The organism is Streptomyces sp. ME19-01-6 (genome assembly GCF_033793745.1).
In the GTDB taxonomy this organism is placed as follows: Bacteria; Actinomycetota; Actinomycetes; order Streptomycetales; family Streptomycetaceae; genus Streptomyces.
Map to the genome: position 1 here is coordinate 70,442 of NZ_JARAXF010000014.1, position 19,277 is coordinate 89,718.

The following is a 19,277-nucleotide window of genomic DNA, read 5'->3' on the forward strand; positions in this document are numbered from 1 at the left end:
CAACGGAGACACCAGCATGACCGAGAACGTGGTCCGCCTCTTCAAGGCCCCCCCGACCGAAGCGAGCACATCCGAGTACGTCCTGCCTCACGCCGTACCCGACCTCCCCGAACCGAGCAAGACCGCGCCTGCCACCATCCCTCTGTGGGTGCGCTCCGGCCGGGCTATCAAGGCAGCCGCTACCCACGAGCGGACCCGCACCGCCGGCCGTGTAGCGGCCCGCCACAGCATGTACGTCGCCGGGGGAGCCCGCATCGTGGCCCGCCGCGCCTGGGACGGGCGCACCGCCGCCCGCTACGAGCGCATGATCCGCGTCGCCGAGGTGGCAGGGCAGATCGAGGAAGCCAAGGAGTGGGAGGAGCGCGGGCGCCAGTTCCGTGCCGAACGCCACCAGCGCCGCATGGAACTGCTGGCCGCCCCGCAGCGGCTGGCCAAGGCCACCGCCGTCGGCGCGGGCTGGGGCGCCGGAACCCTCCTCGCCGTAGGGGCCACCCTGGCCGTATCCGACGACGACCCCACCCAGGTCATCACGCCGATCATGGCCACCGTCGACTTCATCCACTGGCTGAGCATCATCGTCGGCGTCGTGTGGGGCCCGATGCTCGCCGCCGCACCCTGGATCGCCCTACTTGGCCTGTGGGACGTCGGCCGGCGCCGCCAGGCCGCACCCCAGTGGGCCCTGCCCGCGAACCAGCAGGACGACCGGGATGTCGTCCCGGACGAAGGCGCCATCACTGCGGCGCTGCGACACCTGGGCATCGGCCCACTGAACCGGGCGTTCAAAGACGGCTGGCAGCCCCGTTGGGTGTCGCCGACGACCCGTCTCGGCAAGGGCTACCACACGCAACTGCTGCTGCCCCAGGGCGTCACCGTCGAGATGGTCAACGGCAAGAAGAAGGTTCTGGCTCACAACCTGCTGCGCAAGCCCGTCGAGGTGTGGCCGACCGAGCCTCCGAAGCAGCCTGGCGTGCTCGACCTGTGGGTCGCTGACCAGGGCTCTCTGTCGGAGAAGGTGGCCCCCTGGCCGCTGCTGACGGAGGGCACCACCGACTACTTCAAGGGCGTGCCCGTCGCAGTCTCCCAACGTGGCGAGCCGATCATTGGCAAGCTGATGGCCGCCAACTACATGGTCGGCGGCATCATGGGCTCCGGTAAGTCGTCGCTGGTCATCGCCCTTCTGCTGGGTGCCATCCTCGACCCGCTCGTCGAGGTCGAGGCGTATGTGATGGCGTACAACGTCGACTACGACCCGCTGAAGCCGCGTATGCGGGCCCTGGTCAAGGGCGACGAGGACGAGCAGATCGAGGTCGCAGTGAACGCGCTGCGCCGACTGCGGGACGAGGTCACCGAACGCGGCAAGCTGCTGGAAGAACTGGGCGGCGAGACTGTGAAGCTGACCCGTGAGCTGGCCCTGAGGGACCCGCGGATGCGGCCCAAGGTGGTCGTGTTCGACGAGTGCCACGAACTGTTCATGCACAAGACCTACGGCAAGGAGGCCGCCGAGCTGGCCGTGAAGGTGATGAAGAAGGCCCGCAAGGTCGGCATCACCCTCATCTGGGTCACGGTCTCCCCGACCGCCGACAGCATCCCGCGCGACGTCACCCGCAACACCTCCCACCGTGTGGCGTTCGCGGTCGGCGACCACATCGCCAACGATGGCCTGCTCGGTTCCGGCAAGCACAAGGCCGGAATCACCGCGACCACGCTCATCCCGGGCGAGGACGTCGGCACGGCCGTGACCGTGGGCTTCACCAGCAAGCCGTTCGAGGTAGTCCGCTCCCACTACGTGGCCCGTGACCCGGAGAAGGGCATCGACGAGGTGACACCCGTGGTCGAGCGGGCGATTGGCCTGCGCGACGGCGTCGAGCCGCTGGCGGAGTTGCCCACGTTCCAGCCGGCCGACCCGCTCGCCGATGTCGCCGCCGTGCTCGGCGACGAACCGCGAGTGCTCACCCAGGAGGTGCTGCACCGTCTCGCCGAGCACAACCCGGAGGCGTACCGGGAGTGGGGCTTTGCTGACCTGAAGCGGGCCCTGGAGCCCTACGGGGCCGAACAGTACAAGTCCGGGGGCAAGTCCGTGGTCGCCCGCGACCGCGTACACGACGCCATCCTTGAGCGACTCGCCGAGGACGCCGACGAAGAGGGAGACGACCACATCTGAGGGAGTTCTCCCTACCCTCATCCCCAAACCGCCTCCCTCAGCGTGACCTGCGGAAAGGCCCGTCGAGGGAGGCAGGGGAAGCGGCACCGGGCAGGCCGCAGAAGCCCCTCAGAGCGCCTCTGACGCACTTCGCTTCGAACACCCCCAGCCTCGGCGACCAGGCCGTGAGGGCGCCGCATCGGCCGCGGCCCGAGGCACGCACCACGCACCCACACCACCCATCGAAAGGACTCCTATGTATCCGATCGGCTCGAAGGTCACGATCAAGTCCGTGGACCACCTCGGTCGGCTCCAGCGGCCGAAGCGTCTCCTCGGCCGCACGGCAGTCATCACCGGCCACGAAGACGGCATGAACGAGGTCGCCCTCATCCACTTCGGCAAGGTCTCCATCGGCGCCGTCCGGTGGATGTTCAACGACAGCGACCTTTCCGCCGAGTAACTGTCCGACCCTCCCGTGCCAACCGGCGACGGGCCTGCGTAATACAGGTCCGCCGCTGGCGGGCGCGGTGGGGCCGGAGAGTCCGGCCCGGGATGGAGAATCACCATGAAGAACCCGTTCAAGCGCACCACGACCGAGGACGTAGCCGACGCCTGCCAGAGGGCCGCGGACAACACCGACGACCCGGAGACGGCCGAGCAGTACCGGCTCGGCGCCGAGCTGGCACGGCAGGGCCTGGTGCCCCCGCACATCAAGGGATCCACCGTCGGCAAGAAGACCCGCCGCCGCTGACACGCCAGGGCCGGGACTGTCCGTGGACGGTCCCGGCCCGAGGAGGGGAAGCGCTACGCGTCGTCGTGCTCGAGCTCGATCTGCTCGACCGCATTCTGCAACTGAGCAAGCCGGTTCTTGGTGATGCGCAGCTGCCGAGCGACCGCGTCACGGTCCCCACGCTCGACCGCACGCACCAGCCGGCCAACCATGGCGGACGCCGTATCGGCCGCAGTGTTCGCAGGATGCTGCGCCGCACGGCGCCGCTCCGGAGGATGAGTCAGCGCCTCATACTCCTCGCGCTGCTTGAAGAACTCCCGCTCCTGGGCCGCCTCGACTTCGTCGTCATCAGCCGTCACCTGTACGGCGCCAGTCGCCCAGTCGTTCGCCGGCGTCCGCCCCTCGGCCCACAACCACGCCGTTCGCGCGCGAAGGCTCATGGTCGAGGTGAGCTGGATTTGCTCATCGCTCCATTCCGGCGGCAGGAGCAGGGCCAGCGGCGACACGTTCAGCACCAGCGCGAGGGCCGTGAGGTCATCCGCGTCTACTCGTCGCTCGCCCTTTTCGATGCGGGTGATGCCGGTCGGCGGAATGTGCTGGCCGAGCTCTTTGAGCGCCGCAGATAGGCGCGTGGTCGAAAGCCCACGGGCCTTACGCAACCGCGCCAGATTGGCCGCCACCTGCTGGCTTACCGGGCCCCATCCGGACGGCTTAGAAGCATCACCAGTCGTCTTCGCTGTCATTTTCGCAGCATCCCATGCGGTTGTTTGCACCGCCAACGCCACTCCCGTACAGTTACGTATATCGCAGTGAACACTGCGATTCTTGGAGGTAGCCATGCCTGGATGCGCAGTGAATGCGCACGACCCCGAAGAACTCCTGACCCCCGCCGAGACAAGCCGCATCACGAAACTCAGCGTCTCCACGCTGAAGGACAAGCGCTGGCGAGGAACCGGGCCCGAATACATCAAGCTGTCGCCCGGCCGCGGCGGACGCATCCGCTACCGGCGCCGCGACGTCGAAGCCTGGCTCGCCGGCGAGCAGGAAGCGGCCAACGCATGAGCGCGCCCGCCGAGCAGCCCGAGCCGCGCCCGCTGTTGTGGGAAGAGGAGATGGCCGCCGAGGCCCTCGCACGCGGCGACACCGCCGCAGCCGCCCGCTGGATGCGCGTCAAAGCCGACGTCGACAAGGCGCCCCCGCTGACCCCGGGCCAGATCGCCAAGCTCCGCGTCCTGTTCGCGCCCGAGGTGGCCCGCTGGATGGCCGAGCACAAGGACGAGCACGAAGCCGCCTGACGGCCGCACAGCCCCATTCCGTCGCGAGGACGACCACACAGGCACCCGCACCGCCTCGCCTCCGCGAAGGACACAGCGATGAGCGAAAACGACGGCAGCCGCCGGGCCCAATCCGGCGGCTGCACACCAAGCCTCACGACGGCTACGCCCAATTCTATCGGGCGTCCGGCCTTGGGACGGTGATCCCCGATGCCCGGCAAGCCCACGGTTCGCATCGTCATGGGGACGACCACGGCCAAGGTGTTCAGCCCGTTCGAGGCGAAGGAGTGCATACGCACGCTGCCCAAACAGCAGCGCAACTGGGACCCGGAGGAGAAGTGCTGGGTGATCTCGATTTACGCCGTCCGCGACCTCAGGGCCGCCCTCCAATACGAGGGCTTCACGGTGCTGACCCTCCCCCGGGGCGAAGACCAGTCCGGCGCCCCACGGCCGCGCAGGCAGCACGCGGACACCTGGGCCGACCTCATGTACGCCCAGCTGGGCGCGACGCTCGCTGGCAAGGCGTACAAGGCCCTGCTGGGTGTCCTCCACCCTGACCGGGGGGGCGACACCGAAGCCATGAAGGTGCTCAACGCGGCCCGAGACCGGGCGGCGGTGAGTCGCTGATGGGCTACGAGCTGTACCGCGAGGTCAAGGTCCACGCCCCCCTGTCGCTGACGCATCGCGAGAAGTTGACCGCCATGGTGCTGGCCGACGACGCCAACGATCGCACTCGTCTCACGTACAGCTCCGTGGTCGACCCCGAGATCCTTCGGCAGGCGATGGTCAAGAACGACCGCGACATGCGGAAGATCCTCGCGCGCCTCCAGGACGAGAAGGTGATCGAGAAGGCGGCGGGAGGCCACAACGGCAGTCGCGCGAAGTACCGGTTCCTGCACCTTGCGCCGGCTGTCGGCTCGAGCAAGCCCGGCGAACTGAAGGGGGTCCAAATCGAACCGGCTACGCCCCCTGAAGGGGGTCCGAATCGAACCGGCTACGAAGAGGCGATGTGCCAAAAAGAACCCCCTACAGGGGGAGTAGGAGGTTCTTTTTGGCACCGTAGGGGGTCCAAAAAGAACCCCCCTACCCCTCCTACTTCCTCAACTACCTCCTCCTCCAGCAACCCGCCGCACCCATCCACCGGCAGCACCCCCCAGCCCGAGGGAGGAGGGGGAGGATCCGACCACGACGAGCAGCAGCAGCACGCCGCCGTCGAGTACCTCCGCAGCCTCCCCGCCCCCTGGAGCGCAGGCAGGCGCACTGCCGCCAACCTCGCCCCGCTGCTGCTTGCTGCCGCTGCCGACACCGGCTGGCAGCTCGACGAGCAGCTCGCCACGAAGCTGACCGAGAACGCGGGCGGCATCACCAACTACGCGGCGGTGCTGCGCAAGCGCATCGAAGACCTGCCCCGCCTTCACCAGCCCCGAGCGTCTGTCGGCCCAACGCTGCCGCCCTGGTGCGGCCAGTGCGACGGACCAGACCTGAGCGACCGCTGGCGATCCACAGCAACCGGGGAGATCAAGTGCCCCGACTGCAACCCCCACGCCCGCGCCGCATAACCCTCACGACGGAGAACACATGAACGATCAGCAGGACAACATGGAGCGAGTACCGCCGCAGGACCTCGACGCCGAGATGTGCGTCCTCGGCAGCATGCTGCTTTCACGCGAAGCTGTCCTCGAGGTCGTCGACGTCATCAGCGGCCTCAAGGAACCCTTCTACCGGCCCGCCCACGAGACGATCTGCGACACCATCCTCTACCTCACGGTCAAGGGCGAACCGGTAGACCCGATCACCGTGGCCGACCAGCTCGCCAAGTCTGGCACCCTGAACAAGGTCGGCGGGCGCGCCTACCTTCACCGCCTCGTGCAGGCCGTACCGACAGCGGCCAACGCCGGGTACTACGCCGAGATCGTGCGGAACCTCGCCTTGCTGCGCCAGGTCATCAGTGTGGGCACAGAGCTGGTGCAGATGGGCTATGCCGCCCGCAGCACCCCCGAGCAGGCCGCCGAGGTGCTCGACGGCGCGGCGGCCAAACTGCAGGCCCTCACCGCCAGCGTCGGCAGCAAGAACGAATCACGCGAATGGAAGCTCGACAAGATCCTCGACCACGTCATGGACCAGTACGACAACCCCGCCGGCGAGTCCCTGCCGCTTCCCTGGAAGGACATGCAGACCGGGGCACCCATGGAGCCCGGGGACCTGGTCGTCATCGCCGGACGGCCCGGCATGGGTAAGACCGTCGCCCTCATGGAGATCGCCCGGCACGCTGCCATCCGCCACGGCCGCGGCGTCCTCGTCGCGTCCATGGAGATGAGCAACGACCAGATCGGGCAGCGCATCATCGCCGCCGAAGCCGAGGTCCCGCTGCACCATCTCCGAAACCGAAGCCTTGACCTCGACCAGCGGGCGAAAGTCGACCAGGCCATCGGGCATATCTTCGCTTCGCCGCTCCGTGTCGATGACACCCCGGCGCGGCCGGTGTCCCAGATGCGTGCCCGCCTCCGGCAGCTTCAGGCGGAGAACCAGCTCCCCGCCGTGCTCGTCGTCGACTATCTGCAGATCGCCAAGGCTGAGGGCGTCACGTGGCAGAACCGGGTCGGCGAAGTCGACTCCATCGCGGTCGGCCTCAAGGCTCTCGCGCAGGAATTCAAGATCGTGGTCATTGCTGCCGCCCAGCTCAACCGCGCCCTGGAGAGCCGCAACGACAAGACGCCCACACTGGCCGACCTGCGCGAGTCGGGCGGCATCGAGAACAACGCGAACATCGTGATCCTGCTGCACCGCGAGGACTACTACCTCAAGGAGTGCGCCCGCTCCGGCGAGTTCGACTTCATCGTCGCCAAGAACCGCATGGGTGAGACGTTCACCTTCACGGCCGCCTGGAAGGGCAAGCAGGCCCGGATCGTCGACATGGCCAGGGCCTGAGAGGAGCGGCGATGTCGAACGAAGGACGGGACGACTGGATGGCGTCCCACTGGGCAGCTCAGCGAGACGCCGGCGCCGTCACCTTGAACATGCTCACCGGCGACGTACAGGCCAGCCTCGACCTGATCCTCCCGAGGAGCACGGACGAGCACATCGCCGTCATCTCCGCACTCGCCTCAGACCTCGCCATAGCACTACGCAAGGTCCACGGCGGGCAGGAAGCAGCAATCGAGCACCTCCGCGAGCACCTCCGCATCCTCGCCCAACGCCACTAACCCACATCACAACGAACGGAGCACATGTGATCGAGTACGTCGCTCGTAGCGGCCCGCCGGAGGCTATGAACTGCCCGGCTTTCATCTGCGACGTCTGCCGCAAGCAGGTTGTCGGCAAGGGCATCGTTACCTGGGGCACCACCATCGGCCGCGAGGGAGACTCCGGCCCCCACCGGCAGACACCCCTGTACGTCGCCCACAAGGGCCGCTGCGGGCGGGCCCTCGAAATCTGGTTCGAGAAGCACTACCCGCCCGCCGACGGCTGGATCGACCTGTGGGACGACCTCGCCGACTTCGTCCGGCAGCTCACCCACAACCTCACCAACGCCTTCGCCGACGACCCCGACGGCGAATACCACCCGCACCGCCTCGAAGGCGCCAAGACCGCACGGGAGAACCGATGAGCAAGAACGACGACGCCACTACTGCCGGCGTCCGCGAAGCCTTCGACCTCTGGCTGTACCACAACAGCATCGCCACCAAAGACATCCTCGAAGTGGCCACCAGGGAGGCTTTCGGTACCTGGCTCAGCCGCAACGAGGGCGAACTTGCCGAAGTCATCGCCAAGCAGGTCGTCGAACACCACGGCCACCGATGGGCATCCATCGCCGAAGCGTCCCAGCAGGCGCCCGAGGGTCCCGGCGCTATCCGCTGGGTGTCCCCCGACCAGTCCAGGTACGCCTGCCCGGTGTGCAAGCAGCCCGCCACCTACGCCCGCGAACTTGACCTGTACGTCCACAACGACGGTTCCGACAATCGGACATGTCTGCGCGCCCTCACCACCGGGGCCGTCCAGGCACCCGAACGGCCCGTCGTCGACGACGTCCTCCGCGACATCACTGGCTACCAGCTGCGCCTGCACGGTGAACGCGTCGTGCGCGCCACTACCAACCTTCTCGACGCCGTTGGTCGGTACGCGCCCAACGACATCGCCATCGCGGCGATCCTGCGCTTCCTCCTTGCCCAAGTCCACGACTCCAGCGCGCAAGACGGCAAACTCTGGCTCACCGACGACCAGCCCGCACTGAACGGCCTGGCTCTGTGGGCGCAGCTCGACCCCGACGGCTTCGTGCTCATGCTCCCCGTAGACGCCTAGGAGCCAGCCATGTGGATTGCCGAGACATCCGACGGGAACCGCATCGCTGCGACCCGCGACCTCGAGCCCGGCGCCTACCAGTGCCCCATGTGCCAGTCCCCGGTCGTCCTAAAACGAGGCCAGAAAGTTGCCGCGCACTTCGCACACGCCCCCGATTCAAGCTGTCCAGCGTCCGAGGCGGAGAGCTGGCGGCACCTCATGGCCAAGCAGGTACTCGTGGAAGAGCTGACCGCCATCGGCTGGAAAGCGCGCCCCGAGATCGTGCACCTTGCCCACGGCCGACGAGTCGACGTCGGGCTGAAAGCACCCGATGAACAGGGGGTGATGCGGTACATCGCCATTGAGATCCAGGACTCCGCCATTCAGGTGGACACCATGAAAGATCGCATCGCCCGAGACCGCAGGATCGGATACCACGCCACTGTGTGGCTCTTCACCAGCCACCGGGCAGCAGCACTCCTTGCAGCGCAGCCTGAGCATGAAGTGCGCGTGCCAGACGAAATGGTGTGGGTGGCCAACCGGTACGGCCAAGGCGTGCAGATCATCGACCCGCAGGCACGGGAAATGTGGGTCGCGACTCTGGGCGCAATCCGGCGCCCCGGGGAATCGCGTGAGTGGTACACGCCCGACGGTGACCTGACCGGCGTGGACTACCCAGGTCGCAGGTTGCGAAAGACGAAGCATGTCGCGCTTTGCCGCGGCGGATTCGTTCTAGCACTGGCGCCGGGAAAGTTCGGCGACCGCTACTCGATCGTCTTCACCGACGCATGACGGCTGGCCCCGCTCATACCGGGGCCAGCCTCCCCCCAGCACACCACAGATCGGAGAACCCATGGCCGCCGACCTCGCACTCATCTGCGACGCATGCAAGACCTCCATCGCCGACGACGACGGATACCTGTGGATCGACAACGACGCCGTCAACAAAGCCAGCCGCGCCTACGCCGACTGGGAGCGGCAGCACACCGTCAAGGAAGGCCCCCTCGAGGGCGGCGTCATGTACGGCGCCGGCGCCCTGTTCGACCTCCCCGACGACGTCCCCTGGCAGGCCCACCACGCAGCGTGCGACCCCAACCCAGACGCCAACGGGTACCCCATCCCGGCCGAGAAGCTCCGCACCTGGGGGGCCCTCCTCGATTGGACCGCCCACCTCATGGAGAAGTCGTGGCTAGCTCAGACCGACTGGGCCCAGCTCCTCCGCAACGTCGTAGGCGGCTCCACCCGGCTCGTCGCCGCGCCCGGGGAGCAGTCGTGAACGTGGACGACGTCATACGGGAGCGCATCGAGGCCGCGCGCCGCCGGGCCGCCGCCGAGAAGGAGCGCCGCGCCCGTTTCGCCGCAGCCCGCGCCCGCGGCCTCGCCCGCCGGCACGCCCAGAAGCTCCGCAACCTCGCGCAGACCAACAACTCCACCCTCGCCGTATCCGGCGCCTAACCAGGGAGCACCACATGGCAACCACCGACATGACCGTCCACGTCAACAACCGCGGCGCCGTCCGCATCAACGTCAACCGCGACCACCTCCCCACCCCCGTCGCCAAGGCCCTCGACAAGCTGGAGGCCGCCACCACCGCCCGGCACGACGCCGACCAGGCCCTCGCCAAGTGCGGCCACGGCACCGGCCCCGAACGGGCCACGTTCGAGAGGAAGGCCCGCGAGGCGCTCCGCAAGCAGGAAGACGTCCTCGAGGAACTCTTCCTCACCGCGGCCCGCAACAGCACCGCTGTCGCCGACGGGGCCCGCGCCGCCTACAACGCCGCCGCCCTCCGCTTCGCCAAGGCCCAGCGCGACGCCCTCGACGCCCTGGAGGAAGCCTCCGAGGCCGCCGCCCTCTACGCCTGCACCAAGGCCAACGGCGCCCTTCTCGACGTCAGGGCGCCGGCCGCCCGCCAAGACCCGACCCGGAGCGCGGCACACAACCTCGCCGCCCAGCTCCGCCAGGCCAGCCTGCCCAGCCTCGCAGCCTGACCATCGCCCCGGCCGGGCACCGCACTGCCCGGCCTCGAACACAAGGAGGCCGGACATGGGGCGCTCCACCCAGCTCAACACCAACAAAGCCAAGATCGCCCGGGAACAGTCGACGTGTATGCAGCTGCGTCTCGACGGGCACACGTACCGGGCCATCGCCGAGCTCACCGGCATACCACTGTCCACGGTGCACGACCGCATCAAGGACGCCATCACCGCCGAGGTCACGCCCAAGGCTCACGAACTGCGGGCGCTCGAGTGCGCCCGGCTCGACAACTACCTCGCCCGTCTCCAGCCGAAGGTCGCCAAGGGCGACGACCGGGCCATCAACACCGCGGTCCGCATCTCCGAATCCCGCCGGAAGCTCCTCGGCCTCGACATGCCGACCCGCGTCGAGGCGACCGTCGAGCACCACGAAGTCACACAGCAGGACCTCGAACTGCAGGCACTCATCCGGGAGGCCAAGGCCCGGGTCACCGAGGAGGAAGCGGGTCTCCTCGAAGGTGATGCGTCGTGACCGTGGACCGCGACGAGTGGCGGGCTATCGAACTGGCCCGCCTGGACGAACTCGAGTCGTCGGCCCTGCAACTGGAGGCCGCTACGGGGCGCAGCCGAGCGCGGCTGCTGGCCCGTATCGAATCTGTGCGCCGCGGGCTGCTCGGTACCGCCGAGCCGCTCCGTGTGGCCGTACAGGTCCCCGTGGGCGCGTCGGCGGCCGAGAGGCGCCGGGCGGTCGTAGAGGCCGTCAGTACGGCCGTAGCGGCTCGGGACGACGAGTCGCTGTTTATCGATCCGTTGGAGGACTCATGACCGTCAGAAAGACGCACAGCTCGGCGGAGAAGCTGGCTGCCCGGTTCCACGGCACGGAGCTGCCCGCCCTCGAGGAGGAGCGGCCCTCGGCCGCGGAGCAGCAGGCGGCGCGGGTGCGCCCGCCGGAGCCTCCGGCCCGGCCGGCGGGCATGTCGACCGCGGACTGGTTCGCCAGCCGCTACCGGCCCGGCGAGGACGACGACAACGCCGCCTGACGAGCCGCAAGGCGAAGCCCCGCCCTCCCGCGTGGAGAAGCGGGGCTTTCCGCGTCTCTGGGGGCGTACAGCGGCACCGGGGTGCGGAGACTATCCGCACCCCATGGCGGTGAGTCTGGCCAGCAGATTGCGCGTACCAGGTCCGACGACGAGAAGGGGTCGGAGCTAGTCCCGACCCTTGGCGGTCACTCGTCGTCCGACCAGATCGTTTCGGCGCGCAGCGCGATCTCCCGCAGCACGTCCGCCGATGAGATGTCCGTCCGGCCGGCGTCGTGGTACTCGGCGAGCTGGGTGAAGGCGAACACGAACGCGGCAGTGAGCTGACGGACGTTCTGGCCGACCTCTCGGCCGACGGCTGCGGCTATCTCCTGCGGCGAGGAGTCGCCAGGCAGCTCGATCGCGGGGAACATCTCCTGCAACAGCTCGCCTATCGCCGCATCCGACTTCATGTCTTCACGATCGGGGTCCTCGTTGAGGAGGCGTGACACCTCGGCCGCTTGGGTGAGGATGCCGACGACGCGCTGCATGACTTCGCTCTGGTTCATGGGCCGAGCCTAGGTGCAATACCGGTAACTTAGGGCTTTGGTGCCCGCTTGACCCGTTTGGGTTTGGTGGCGCCAACGATGGTGACGGCCGCAGCACAGGGGCGGTCTGCAACGCGGTGGGCAGCGCGTTTGAGGGGCCAGCTGGCGACTTTGCGTTTGATGACGCGGGGGTTGGCCCGGCGGCGTCGCCGTGGCAGGAGGCGTTCGAGGAGTTCAGCGTGGGTGGCTTTGACCGCGCGGGCGAGTCGGCCGGGGGGAAAATGCCGCCTGGTCAGTGACCTGGCGGCGCACGACGCGCAGTGAGCGGGTGAAGGAGATCCGGTCGGGGTCTTGGTCGGCTTGTCGTGCGGCCTGGTGCATCAGGTGCCGGATCGCATGGTGGACGAGCAGAAAGCCGTAAAGTTCCTGCTCGGCCCCGTCAGGGTGCTGCGAACGCAGTACCAGGTGCGACCCGCCGAGGTGGGTCTTGATTTCGTCGAGGGTGGACTCGAACTCCCATCGCTGGGCGTAGAGGGCGGCCAGTTCCGCGGCCGGGGCCTTGTCCGGGTCGAGGATCGTGGTGATGAGCCGGTAGACGCCCTCATGGCCGGCGATGGTGTATTCCACCGCGCGTACTGGCACCCCACGACGGGTGTGGTGGATGTCGCTGCGATCGAAGATCTCGGTGAGATACGAGCCGTCCGACAACTGCTCGACCACCGGCAGCACGAGGTCTTTGCGGACTCGCCACAGCAAGTCCGCCCCCGTGGCCGCGGCTGTGCGCCACAGGTCCACGCCGCAGAAGCCACGGTCGGCCAGCAGCAGCATCCCCGGTCGCAGGGACACCAGGACCGCCCGGGCCAGAGCCTGCTCTCCGGTGCGCAAGCCTCCGATCGCAGCATCGAAGACGGCGTGGGTACCGCACTCCACCAGGCCCACCATGCGCAACTGCGGGTAGCCGACGTCCTGTTCACCACGCCCGGAGCGGGGCGGACGGCCGAACGCCTCCACGTTCGCCTTCGTGTCGGGCAGGTCGAATGTGGTGCCGTCGATCGCGGTCAGCCGCCAGTCGCGGTAGAAGGCGCCCCGAGTGTCCGGTGTGGCAACCGGACGGCACACCCGCGCGAACAACTGCCGCAACGGCGCCACCCCCAGCCGAGACCTGGCCTTCCAGATCGCCGCCGTACTCGGCACCACCCACGATGTACGCCAACGCCGCGCACCCTGCAAACCCGCGGTCAGCAGCCGGGCGACCTCCTCATAGCTCTGCCCGGAGAACAGGCACATCGCCAACACGAAGTAGACCACCAGCCGGGCCGGCAACAGCCGGTTGCGCTGCTGCACCCGACCCGTCTCCGCCAACACCTCGTCCACAAGCGACTGAGGAAACGCCTGTGTCAGCACCCCGACCGCGACCCGGTCGGACAACCGCTCACCAGATGACTTCGACTGACCCGCTCTTGCCACGCCAACAACAACGACCGGATTGCCCCTAAGTTACCGGTATTGAGCCTAGGTGGCCCGTTGCTGTTGCCCTAGGGAAGCACCAAAGGGGGCCCACCAGCAGTGTTACATCTATGTCCATAGATGTGTACAGTGGAGCCATGGCGACGACTCCTCGAACCGCTGCTCTCCGCCTGGTGCTCGTGCGCCGCGTGTCCACCGCCGGACAGGCTGCCGACGGGTACGGGCTCGACGCCCAGGAGGCGGACTGCCGGAGGTGGGCGAAGGCTCAGACGAGTCCGCGCGTCCGGATCGTCCACATGGTCACGGACGGGGACGGTAAGGGCGGGAAGTCCGGCACAAGCCTGCTCGACGAACGCCCGGGCCTCATGGAGGCCGTGGAGTGGATCGCTGAGGGCAAGGCGGACGGGATCCTGGCGCCGAACCTGGACAGGCTCGCTCGTGAGCTCACCGTGCAGGAGGCCGTGCTGTCTTACGTGTGGGCTCTCGGAGCACGCGCGTTCACCGCCGACCACGGCGAGCACCTGGAGGACGACGCGTCCGACCCCATGCGCACCGCCATGCGGCAGATGCGCGGCGTCTTCCACCAGCTCGACCGCGGGCTCATCATCAAGCGGCTCACCGAGGGCCGGGCCGCCAAGGGCGCCAAGGGCGGATACGCTTACGGCGCCCCCCGCTTCGGGCAGCGCGTCGAGGATGGCGAGCTGACCGCCGACGAGCGCGAGAACGCCGTCGCCGAGGAGATGGAGCGCTGGCGCGACGAGGAAGGGCTCAGCCTCCGGGCGATTGTCGCCCGCGCCAACACTGAGGGCCTCCCCAGCAAGCGCGGCGGGAAGTGGCACCCCACCACCGTCGCCCGTCTACTGTCCCCAGAAGCCCGCGAGAAGGCCCGCCAGCAGTCCGCCCGGGCCCGGGCCGCCCGCAAGGAGCAGCAGCGGCGAGAGCGCGCCGCACGGCTCCTCTCGCAGCGTTAACCGGTCAGGCCCGCGCGTGTGCGGGGTGGCTGTCACCGCCGGGGGTACTGACTAGACAGGATCCGTCAGGCCCGCGCGTGTGCGGGGTGGCTGCGTCCGGCGTCGCCTACGGCCGCCGCGCCGAGCAGGACCCGCGTGGTCTCGCCGAGCTGCAGCACGTCGGCCAGGCGCTCGGCGACCGCGACGGACGGGCAGCGCTCCCCCGCTTCGAGGTGCGCCAGGTAGCCGGCCGAAAGTCCGCACTGGCGCGCCGCCTCCCGCAGCCCCAGCCCTACCTGTTCCCGTGCGGCCCGCAGTGCTTGGCCGAGCCCGTCCGGCGGGGTCCTGCGTTGCCTGATCGTCGGCACTGTCACCGTGACCACCCCTCATGCTCCAATGATTCGAAGGCCGAACGCGCGAGTCACCTTCGAACCTATGGTCACATAGGTTGACGTTGGAGTAAGATTCCACCCATAGACGGATACCGGCACTAGTCGGCGGCCAGGACCCAGCGGACGGGATGTCCGTGCGAGCGAGATGCTCCCCGGGAACACGAGGCCAACGGCGCAGGCGGGCCAAGCAAGGTCGCAGGACGCGGCCACAGGGTCATCCGCGTGATGCGGCGCCAGGTGAACGGAGCGGACCGAACCGTCTGCCCGATCGCGGGGCCGCACGTGCATTACGCACGTTCAGGTTCCGTGGCGCACGCCTCCACCATGGGACCTCCGCATGCCGCGCACCTTCAACGGGTACCGTCTCCGCCTCGAGCGCCGCCGCTGCGGCATCTCCGTACACGACCTGGCCGCGCGTATCGGCCGCACCTGCTGGACGCTGTACGGCTACGAGACGGGCCGCCAGCAGCCGCCGCTCGACATCGCCGACGCGCTGGCCGCTGTCCTCGATGTGCCGCTCGACGAGCTCCTCGTCGCCGAGGATCTGCCGGCGGTGGCCTGATATGTCGTTCCTCATCGCCTCAGGCCATGTGCAGGTCGATGCGAAGACCGACACGGCGATGACCCGCATCACTGCGGTCATCGGTGCCCTCAATGCTCTCGGGCCGGCTGCGGCCGTGGCCGGCGCGGGGATCGCTGCGGCGGGCGGGGCGATGGCGGCGTTCGGTGCGGCGGTGGCGCCGCAGATCTCCAAGATGTCGGATGCGGTCAAGGCGCAGGAGAAGTACAAGGAGGCCGTCCAGACGTCTGGGAAGGCGTCTGAGCAGGCGGCGAAGGCGGAGAACGCGTACCAGCAGGCGCTGTCGAAGATGCCGCGCGCCACTCGCGAGGCTACGGCTGCGTTCGCCGCGCTGAAGGACTCGTACCAGCAGTGGTCGGACAGTCTCGCTGACGACACGATGCCCGCGTTCACGCATTCCTTCCAGCTGTTCCAGGCGCTGCTGCCGAAGATGACGCCGCTGGTGCGGACGGCGTCGGCGGAGCTGGACCGGCTCGTCACGCGGATCGCGGGCGGAGTGGCGAGCCCCGGCTTTGATGCGTTCATGGTGAGGGTGAACGAGTTCGCTGCCCGCACGCTGCGCGCGATGTCAGATGGCCTCGTGCACCTGGGGGAGAAGCTCGCTGGTTTCGCGGCGGGCGGTGGCTTCGACCGGTTCATGGAGCAGGCCCGCACCATGGGGCCGCTGATCGCCGAGACGCTGGGGAACATCGCGCGGGCTGCGCTGCATCTGGTCGACTCTGGTGGGGAGCTTGGCGTCACCCTGCTGACGGTGGCGAACGGGCTAGCGAAGCTGGTCAACGCCGTGCCATCGGGCGTGATCTCCACGTTCCTCCAGTTGTATGCGGCGTTCAAATTGGCCCGGATGGGCGCAGCAGCGTTGACTGCGGTCACCACGTCGGCCGCCGCCGCCAACTTGGCCGCGTTCGTGCGGGCAGCGCGGTTCGGTGGCGTGTCATCTGCGATTGCAGGTGTGGCCCAGAACATGACCCGCCTGCAAAAAGCGATGGCCGGACTCGCTGTACTAACGGCAGCGGGTGTAGCGATTAACAAGCTGACGCAGTACACGAAGCCCGCACCTGCAGACGTGGACCGGCTCACCACATCACTCGGCGAGCTGGGGCGCACCGGCAAGGTGACTGGTGAGGCCGCGCGAGTATTCGGCAGCGACATGAAGAAGCTGACGGACGCTTTCAGCACGTACTCCGATAACGGCTTCCTCGTATTCCTGGACGATGTCAGCAGTGCGTTCGGGCTTTTTGAAGACGGCCCCAACAAGAAGGCCGAGAAGGCCATCGACGACTTCGACAAGGCGCTGTCGAACCTGGTCAAGGGCGGCAAGGCCGACTTGGCGGCAGCGGCTCTGAACCGGCTGAAGGAGAAGGCCCGCGAAGCTGGTAAGCCGGTCTCCAATGTCACCGAGCATCTTGACAACTACAAGTCGGCCTTGGAGGAGAACGCGTTCCAGCAGAAGCTGGCGGCCGACGGCATGGGGCTGTTCGGGCAGCAGGCATTGTCGACGAAGGCGAAGCTGGATGAGCAGAAGGCCAGCGCGGATGGTCTGAGGCAGAGCATCCAGGCGCTGAACGACGTCAACCGCGCCGGGCTCGGCGGGATGATCGGGTTCGAGGCCGCGATCGACGCCGCCGCCAAGGCCGCCAGGGACAACGCGGGCGCCCTGTCGATGACCGGCGGCGAGCTCAACCTGAACAGCGAGAAGGCGCGCAGCGCCGCGACCGCCTTGCAGGATCTGGCTCAGAAGACTGACGACGCGGCGAGCGCTGCCCGCGAGTCTGGCTCGAGCTGGGAGCAGGTCAACGGCATCTACTCCCGTGGCCGTCAGCAGCTCGTCAACTCCGCCATGCAAATGGGTCTGACCAGCAGTGAGGCCAACAAGCTGGCCTCTCAGATCCTGAAGATCCCGGACAAGAAGAGCACGCAGATCGAAATGCGCCGCGAGGACGCCGTCGCGGGCCTGGATGCTGTGATCGCTAAGATCAAGGCGACTCCAGGGAGCAAGAGCGTCACGGTCAAGGCCCTCACTTCCAGCGCAATCCAGGCACTGGAGAACCTTGGCTTCAAGGTCAAGCGCATGCCCGATGGGTCCTTTACGGTCATCGCGCAGACCGCCTCGGCGCGGACGAATATCGCGGCTGTCCAGGCTGCCCGTGACCGGCTGTCGGGCAAGAGCATCACGATCACGACTCGGCATGTCGATGTTTTCGAGGTCCGCAAGACTGCCTCGTCTGCAGCTGACGCAATCCGTCGGCAAGCCAAGAACCTGCGCGCGCGGGGTGGCCCCGTGCGCGGGTATGCCTCCGGCGGCGAGGTACAGATGTACCCCGACGGCGGGTACGTCACCGGACCCGGCACCAGCACGTCCGACTCGATCCTGGCTGCGTTCCCTAGCGGTGCCACGGCGCGCATCTCCAACACCGAGTATGTGATGCGGGCGGCGGCGGTCGCCAAGTACGGCGTCAGGTTCATGGACGCCCTGAATGCGGGTCGTCTGCGCCTACCGGGCTTCAAGAAGGGCGGCCTGACCGAGAAGCAGAAGGAGGCCATCCGCAAGCAGAATGAGGCCCGGTCGTCGCTGCGTGGCGACGTGACGCTGGGGAACATGTCGCTGATCGCGGGCCGGGTGAACCCCGAGATTCGGGGCATGTTGGCCAAGCCGGCTGATGAGTCGGCGCTGATCTCGTCGCTGTACAGCCTCCAAACGAAGATCAAGGGCTCGTTCACGGGCGCCACGGAGAAGCGCCTGCTGTCCCAGCTCACCCGCTCGGCGTCGTCCCTGTTCAAGCTGCGCGACTCAGCCGAGGCCAACAGCAAGGCGCTCGACAGTGCGAAAGACAAGCTGAACGACCTGAAGGGCCAGTTCGACAACCTCAAGTCGTCGGTCAAGAGCAGCCTGATCGGCTTCGCGAACATCACCAAGATCGGCAAGTACGGTACGTCGGCATCCACGCTCATCAACCAACTGAAGTCCGACACCACCCGCACGACCGAGTTCTCAAAGCAGCTGGAGGAGCTGAAGAAGCGCGGCCTGAACGCCACCGCCATCTCCGACATCGCCGCAGCCGGTGTGGCGGGCGGCGGCATGGCCACCGCCCAGTCCCTCCTCAACGCCACCCCCGAGCAGATCAAGCAGATCAACGACCTGCAGAAGCAGCTGACCGCCTCGGCGGACAAGGCCGGAACCACGGTCGCCGACAGCATGTACGGAGCGGGCATCAAGGCGGCCGACGGCCTCGTGAAGGGGCTCACGGAGAAGCAGAAGGCGATCGAAGACTCAATGATGAAGATCGCCAAATCGATGGAGGCGGCGATCAAGAAGGCTCTCGGCATCCGCAGCCCCAGCCGCGTGATGATGCAGCTCGGCCAGCACACGGCCGACGGCTTCAACCAGGGCCTCGCCTCCCGCAAAAGCCTGATCACCACACCCGGGACGATGCGGATCAGCGCGCCGAGCACCCCCGCGGCCTTGCGGCAGCCGGCCAGCACGACGGTTGTGCACAACCTTCACGTACACGTGGACGGAAAGTTCAACCTCGACTCCCCCGTGGAGCAGCGGCGGGCCGCGGAGTCTCTGGCCCGGGAGATGAGCCAGGCCCTCCGCCGATACGACAGGGAGCGGCGATGACTGAGCCGACCGTTCTCCGCTGGCCCCTCCCCGCAGGCGCGGGCACCGGAGGCGAACCGTACTCCTGCCCCGAGTGCGGGGCTGCGCAGCGCCTCACGGCCGCCCTGGACCTGGAGGACTGGAGCGCCGAGCCCACCTACATGACCTGCCCAGCTGGGCATCTGTGGGCCGAGGAACGGTTCCCCCGCTGGATGGGCGCAGACATCTTCCGCCTTGCCCTCGAAGTCAACCCCAACCTGCTCGAGGACATCGCCACACTCCACGCGCTGCAGGCCGAGGGGGACGACCCCACGCCGTGACCTCGCCC

Annotated in this window: 26 protein-coding genes; 22 read left to right on the forward strand and 4 right to left on the reverse strand. The window is 67.9% G+C overall.

Annotation, left to right across the window (positions count from 1 at the left end; genetic code table 11):
• Window positions 1–16: 16 nt before the first annotated feature.
• From PV419_RS28015 to PV419_RS28025, 3 genes are all read left to right on the forward strand, one after another.
• Entirely contained in the window at window positions 17–2,161 is a 2,145-nt protein-coding gene (locus PV419_RS28015) for an FtsK/SpoIIIE domain-containing protein (protein ID WP_319693666.1), read from the forward strand.
• A 235-nt stretch (window positions 2,162–2,396) separates the two neighbouring features.
• On the forward strand, window positions 2,397–2,600 hold the full coding sequence (locus tag PV419_RS28020; protein ID WP_319693668.1) for a hypothetical protein: 204 nt from the start codon (window positions 2,397–2,399) through the stop codon (window positions 2,598–2,600).
• 105 nt (window positions 2,601–2,705) lie between these two features.
• Entirely contained in the window at window positions 2,706–2,891 is a 186-nt protein-coding gene (locus tag PV419_RS28025) for a hypothetical protein (RefSeq protein WP_319693669.1), read from the forward strand.
• Between the two features lie 53 nt (window positions 2,892–2,944).
• Here PV419_RS28025 and PV419_RS28030 read toward each other — a convergent pair whose 3' ends face one another.
• The gene (locus PV419_RS28030; RefSeq protein WP_319693670.1) at window positions 2,945–3,613 is read right to left on the reverse strand and encodes a helix-turn-helix transcriptional regulator; all 669 of its coding nucleotides are present in this window, start codon (window positions 3,611–3,613) and stop codon (window positions 2,945–2,947) included.
• A gap of 109 nt (window positions 3,614–3,722) precedes the next feature.
• On the opposite strand from PV419_RS28030, the gene PV419_RS28035 reads away from it, so the two are divergent.
• The 15 genes from PV419_RS28035 (at window position 3,723) to PV419_RS28105 (ending at window position 11,435) form a co-directional block, all read left to right on the forward strand.
• On the forward strand, window positions 3,723–3,932 hold the full coding sequence (locus PV419_RS28035; protein WP_319693672.1) for a helix-turn-helix transcriptional regulator: 210 nt from the start codon (window positions 3,723–3,725) through the stop codon (window positions 3,930–3,932).
• Window positions 3,929–4,165, forward strand: coding sequence for a hypothetical protein (locus tag PV419_RS28040; RefSeq protein WP_319693674.1), 237 nt, complete (start codon window positions 3,929–3,931; stop codon window positions 4,163–4,165). Before PV419_RS28035 ends, PV419_RS28040 begins: the two co-directional genes overlap by 4 nt.
• 189 nt (window positions 4,166–4,354) lie before the next feature.
• Window positions 4,355–4,771 carry a hypothetical protein gene (locus tag PV419_RS28045; protein ID WP_319693676.1) on the forward strand — a complete coding sequence of 139 codons (417 nt, stop codon included), beginning with the start codon at window positions 4,355–4,357 and terminating at the stop codon, window positions 4,769–4,771.
• Complete coding sequence (locus tag PV419_RS28050) at window positions 4,771–5,703, forward strand: hypothetical protein (RefSeq protein WP_319693677.1); 933 nt, start codon at window positions 4,771–4,773, stop codon at window positions 5,701–5,703. Before PV419_RS28045 ends, PV419_RS28050 begins: the two co-directional genes overlap by 1 nt.
• A gap of 19 nt (window positions 5,704–5,722) precedes the next feature.
• The gene (locus PV419_RS28055; protein WP_319693679.1) at window positions 5,723–7,072 is read left to right on the forward strand and encodes a replicative DNA helicase; all 1,350 of its coding nucleotides are present in this window, start codon (window positions 5,723–5,725) and stop codon (window positions 7,070–7,072) included.
• 11 nt (window positions 7,073–7,083) lie between these two features.
• Complete coding sequence (locus PV419_RS28060; protein ID WP_319693681.1) at window positions 7,084–7,347, forward strand: hypothetical protein; 264 nt, start codon at window positions 7,084–7,086, stop codon at window positions 7,345–7,347.
• Window positions 7,348–7,373: 26 nt separating this feature from the next.
• A complete protein-coding gene (locus tag PV419_RS28065) occupies window positions 7,374–7,751 on the forward strand; it encodes a hypothetical protein (RefSeq protein ID WP_319693683.1) in 378 nt (125 codons plus the stop codon).
• Window positions 7,748–8,443: a hypothetical protein gene (locus tag PV419_RS28070; RefSeq protein WP_319693685.1), complete on the forward strand. Its 696-nt coding sequence runs from the start codon at window positions 7,748–7,750 to the stop codon at window positions 8,441–8,443. Before PV419_RS28065 ends, PV419_RS28070 begins: the two co-directional genes overlap by 4 nt.
• 9 nt (window positions 8,444–8,452) lie before the next feature.
• On the forward strand, window positions 8,453–9,214 hold the full coding sequence (locus tag PV419_RS28075) for a competence protein CoiA (RefSeq protein WP_319693687.1): 762 nt from the start codon (window positions 8,453–8,455) through the stop codon (window positions 9,212–9,214).
• 61 nt (window positions 9,215–9,275) lie between these two features.
• Window positions 9,276–9,698, forward strand: a complete 423-nt coding sequence (locus tag PV419_RS28080) for a hypothetical protein (RefSeq protein ID WP_319693688.1) — start codon at window positions 9,276–9,278, stop codon at window positions 9,696–9,698.
• A complete protein-coding gene (locus PV419_RS28085) occupies window positions 9,695–9,877 on the forward strand; it encodes a hypothetical protein (RefSeq protein WP_319693689.1) in 183 nt (60 codons plus the stop codon). The genes PV419_RS28080 and PV419_RS28085 overlap by 4 nt, the downstream gene beginning before the upstream one ends.
• Window positions 9,878–9,891: 14 nt before the next feature.
• On the forward strand, window positions 9,892–10,410 hold the full coding sequence (locus PV419_RS28090; RefSeq protein WP_319693690.1) for a hypothetical protein: 519 nt from the start codon (window positions 9,892–9,894) through the stop codon (window positions 10,408–10,410).
• Between the two features lie 55 nt (window positions 10,411–10,465).
• Window positions 10,466–10,927 carry a hypothetical protein gene (locus PV419_RS28095; RefSeq protein WP_319693691.1) on the forward strand — a complete coding sequence of 154 codons (462 nt, stop codon included), beginning with the start codon at window positions 10,466–10,468 and terminating at the stop codon, window positions 10,925–10,927.
• Window positions 10,924–11,220 carry a hypothetical protein gene (locus PV419_RS28100; RefSeq protein WP_319693692.1) on the forward strand — a complete coding sequence of 99 codons (297 nt, stop codon included), beginning with the start codon at window positions 10,924–10,926 and terminating at the stop codon, window positions 11,218–11,220. Before PV419_RS28095 ends, PV419_RS28100 begins: the two co-directional genes overlap by 4 nt.
• Window positions 11,217–11,435 carry a hypothetical protein gene (locus tag PV419_RS28105; protein ID WP_319693694.1) on the forward strand — a complete coding sequence of 73 codons (219 nt, stop codon included), beginning with the start codon at window positions 11,217–11,219 and terminating at the stop codon, window positions 11,433–11,435. Before PV419_RS28100 ends, PV419_RS28105 begins: the two co-directional genes overlap by 4 nt.
• A 185-nt stretch (window positions 11,436–11,620) precedes the next feature.
• Here PV419_RS28105 and PV419_RS28110 read toward each other — a convergent pair whose 3' ends face one another.
• Together PV419_RS28110 and PV419_RS28115 are read right to left on the reverse strand one after the other, a co-directional pair.
• Window positions 11,621–11,980 carry a hypothetical protein gene (locus tag PV419_RS28110; protein WP_319693696.1) on the reverse strand — a complete coding sequence of 120 codons (360 nt, stop codon included), beginning with the start codon at window positions 11,978–11,980 and terminating at the stop codon, window positions 11,621–11,623.
• A gap of 213 nt (window positions 11,981–12,193) precedes the next feature.
• Window positions 12,194–13,426, reverse strand: coding sequence for an IS4 family transposase (locus PV419_RS28115; protein ID WP_319693697.1), 1,233 nt, complete (start codon window positions 13,424–13,426; stop codon window positions 12,194–12,196).
• A gap of 137 nt (window positions 13,427–13,563) precedes the next feature.
• On the opposite strand from PV419_RS28115, the gene PV419_RS28120 reads away from it, so the two are divergent.
• Window positions 13,564–14,397 (forward strand): recombinase family protein, encoded by an 834-nt coding sequence (locus tag PV419_RS28120; RefSeq protein ID WP_319693698.1) that lies wholly within the window; start codon window positions 13,564–13,566, stop codon window positions 14,395–14,397.
• Between the two features lie 65 nt (window positions 14,398–14,462).
• Here PV419_RS28120 and PV419_RS28125 read toward each other — a convergent pair whose 3' ends face one another.
• On the reverse strand, window positions 14,463–14,750 hold the full coding sequence (locus PV419_RS28125) for a helix-turn-helix transcriptional regulator (protein WP_319693699.1): 288 nt from the start codon (window positions 14,748–14,750) through the stop codon (window positions 14,463–14,465).
• Window positions 14,751–15,105: 355 nt separating this feature from the next.
• Here PV419_RS28125 and PV419_RS28130 point away from each other — a divergent pair, with 355 nt between their 5' ends.
• Genes PV419_RS28130 through PV419_RS28140 form a run of 3 tightly spaced genes read left to right on the forward strand, consistent with a single transcriptional unit; the run spans window position 15,106 to window position 19,269 of the window.
• A complete protein-coding gene (locus PV419_RS28130) occupies window positions 15,106–15,330 on the forward strand; it encodes a helix-turn-helix transcriptional regulator (protein ID WP_319693700.1) in 225 nt (74 codons plus the stop codon).
• Between the two features lies 1 nt (window position 15,331).
• A complete protein-coding gene (locus PV419_RS28135; RefSeq protein ID WP_319693702.1) occupies window positions 15,332–18,970 on the forward strand; it encodes a hypothetical protein in 3,639 nt (1,212 codons plus the stop codon).
• Window positions 18,967–19,269 (forward strand): hypothetical protein, encoded by a 303-nt coding sequence (locus PV419_RS28140; RefSeq protein WP_319693704.1) that lies wholly within the window; start codon window positions 18,967–18,969, stop codon window positions 19,267–19,269. Before PV419_RS28135 ends, PV419_RS28140 begins: the two co-directional genes overlap by 4 nt.
• Window positions 19,270–19,277: the final 8 nt, after the last annotated feature.

What these genes read in the sequence shown, in the direction of transcription:
- PV419_RS28050 (WP_319693677.1), top strand. Translation starts at nt 4,771, where the DNA reads ATGGGCTACGAGCTGTACCGCGAGGTCAAGGTCCACGCCCCCCTGTCG.
- PV419_RS28020 (WP_319693668.1), top strand. Translation starts at nt 2,397, where the DNA reads ATGTATCCGATCGGCTCGAAGGTCACGATCAAGTCCGTGGACCACCTC.
- PV419_RS28080 (WP_319693688.1), top strand. Translation starts at nt 9,276, where the DNA reads ATGGCCGCCGACCTCGCACTCATCTGCGACGCATGCAAGACCTCCATC.
- PV419_RS28135 (WP_319693702.1), top strand. Translation starts at nt 15,332, where the DNA reads ATGTCGTTCCTCATCGCCTCAGGCCATGTGCAGGTCGATGCGAAGACC.
- PV419_RS28095 (WP_319693691.1), top strand. Translation starts at nt 10,466, where the DNA reads ATGGGGCGCTCCACCCAGCTCAACACCAACAAAGCCAAGATCGCCCGG.
- PV419_RS28075 (WP_319693687.1), top strand. Translation starts at nt 8,453, where the DNA reads ATGTGGATTGCCGAGACATCCGACGGGAACCGCATCGCTGCGACCCGC.
- PV419_RS28040 (WP_319693674.1), top strand. Translation starts at nt 3,929, where the DNA reads ATGAGCGCGCCCGCCGAGCAGCCCGAGCCGCGCCCGCTGTTGTGGGAA.
- PV419_RS28120 (WP_319693698.1), top strand. Translation starts at nt 13,564, where the DNA reads ATGGCGACGACTCCTCGAACCGCTGCTCTCCGCCTGGTGCTCGTGCGC.
- PV419_RS28090 (WP_319693690.1), top strand. Translation starts at nt 9,892, where the DNA reads ATGGCAACCACCGACATGACCGTCCACGTCAACAACCGCGGCGCCGTC.
- PV419_RS28025 (WP_319693669.1), top strand. Translation starts at nt 2,706, where the DNA reads ATGAAGAACCCGTTCAAGCGCACCACGACCGAGGACGTAGCCGACGCC.
- PV419_RS28105 (WP_319693694.1), top strand. Translation starts at nt 11,217, where the DNA reads ATGACCGTCAGAAAGACGCACAGCTCGGCGGAGAAGCTGGCTGCCCGG.
- PV419_RS28060 (WP_319693681.1), top strand. Translation starts at nt 7,084, where the DNA reads ATGTCGAACGAAGGACGGGACGACTGGATGGCGTCCCACTGGGCAGCT.
- PV419_RS28140 (WP_319693704.1), top strand. Translation starts at nt 18,967, where the DNA reads ATGACTGAGCCGACCGTTCTCCGCTGGCCCCTCCCCGCAGGCGCGGGC.
- PV419_RS28070 (WP_319693685.1), top strand. Translation starts at nt 7,748, where the DNA reads ATGAGCAAGAACGACGACGCCACTACTGCCGGCGTCCGCGAAGCCTTC.
- PV419_RS28055 (WP_319693679.1), top strand. Translation starts at nt 5,723, where the DNA reads ATGAACGATCAGCAGGACAACATGGAGCGAGTACCGCCGCAGGACCTC.
- PV419_RS28130 (WP_319693700.1), top strand. Translation starts at nt 15,106, where the DNA reads ATGCCGCGCACCTTCAACGGGTACCGTCTCCGCCTCGAGCGCCGCCGC.
- PV419_RS28030 (WP_319693670.1), bottom strand. Translation starts at nt 3,613, where the DNA reads ATGACAGCGAAGACGACTGGTGATGCTTCTAAGCCGTCCGGATGGGGC.
- PV419_RS28110 (WP_319693696.1), bottom strand. Translation starts at nt 11,980, where the DNA reads ATGAACCAGAGCGAAGTCATGCAGCGCGTCGTCGGCATCCTCACCCAA.
- PV419_RS28045 (WP_319693676.1), top strand. Translation starts at nt 4,355, where the DNA reads ATGCCCGGCAAGCCCACGGTTCGCATCGTCATGGGGACGACCACGGCC.
- PV419_RS28015 (WP_319693666.1), top strand. Translation starts at nt 17, where the DNA reads ATGACCGAGAACGTGGTCCGCCTCTTCAAGGCCCCCCCGACCGAAGCG.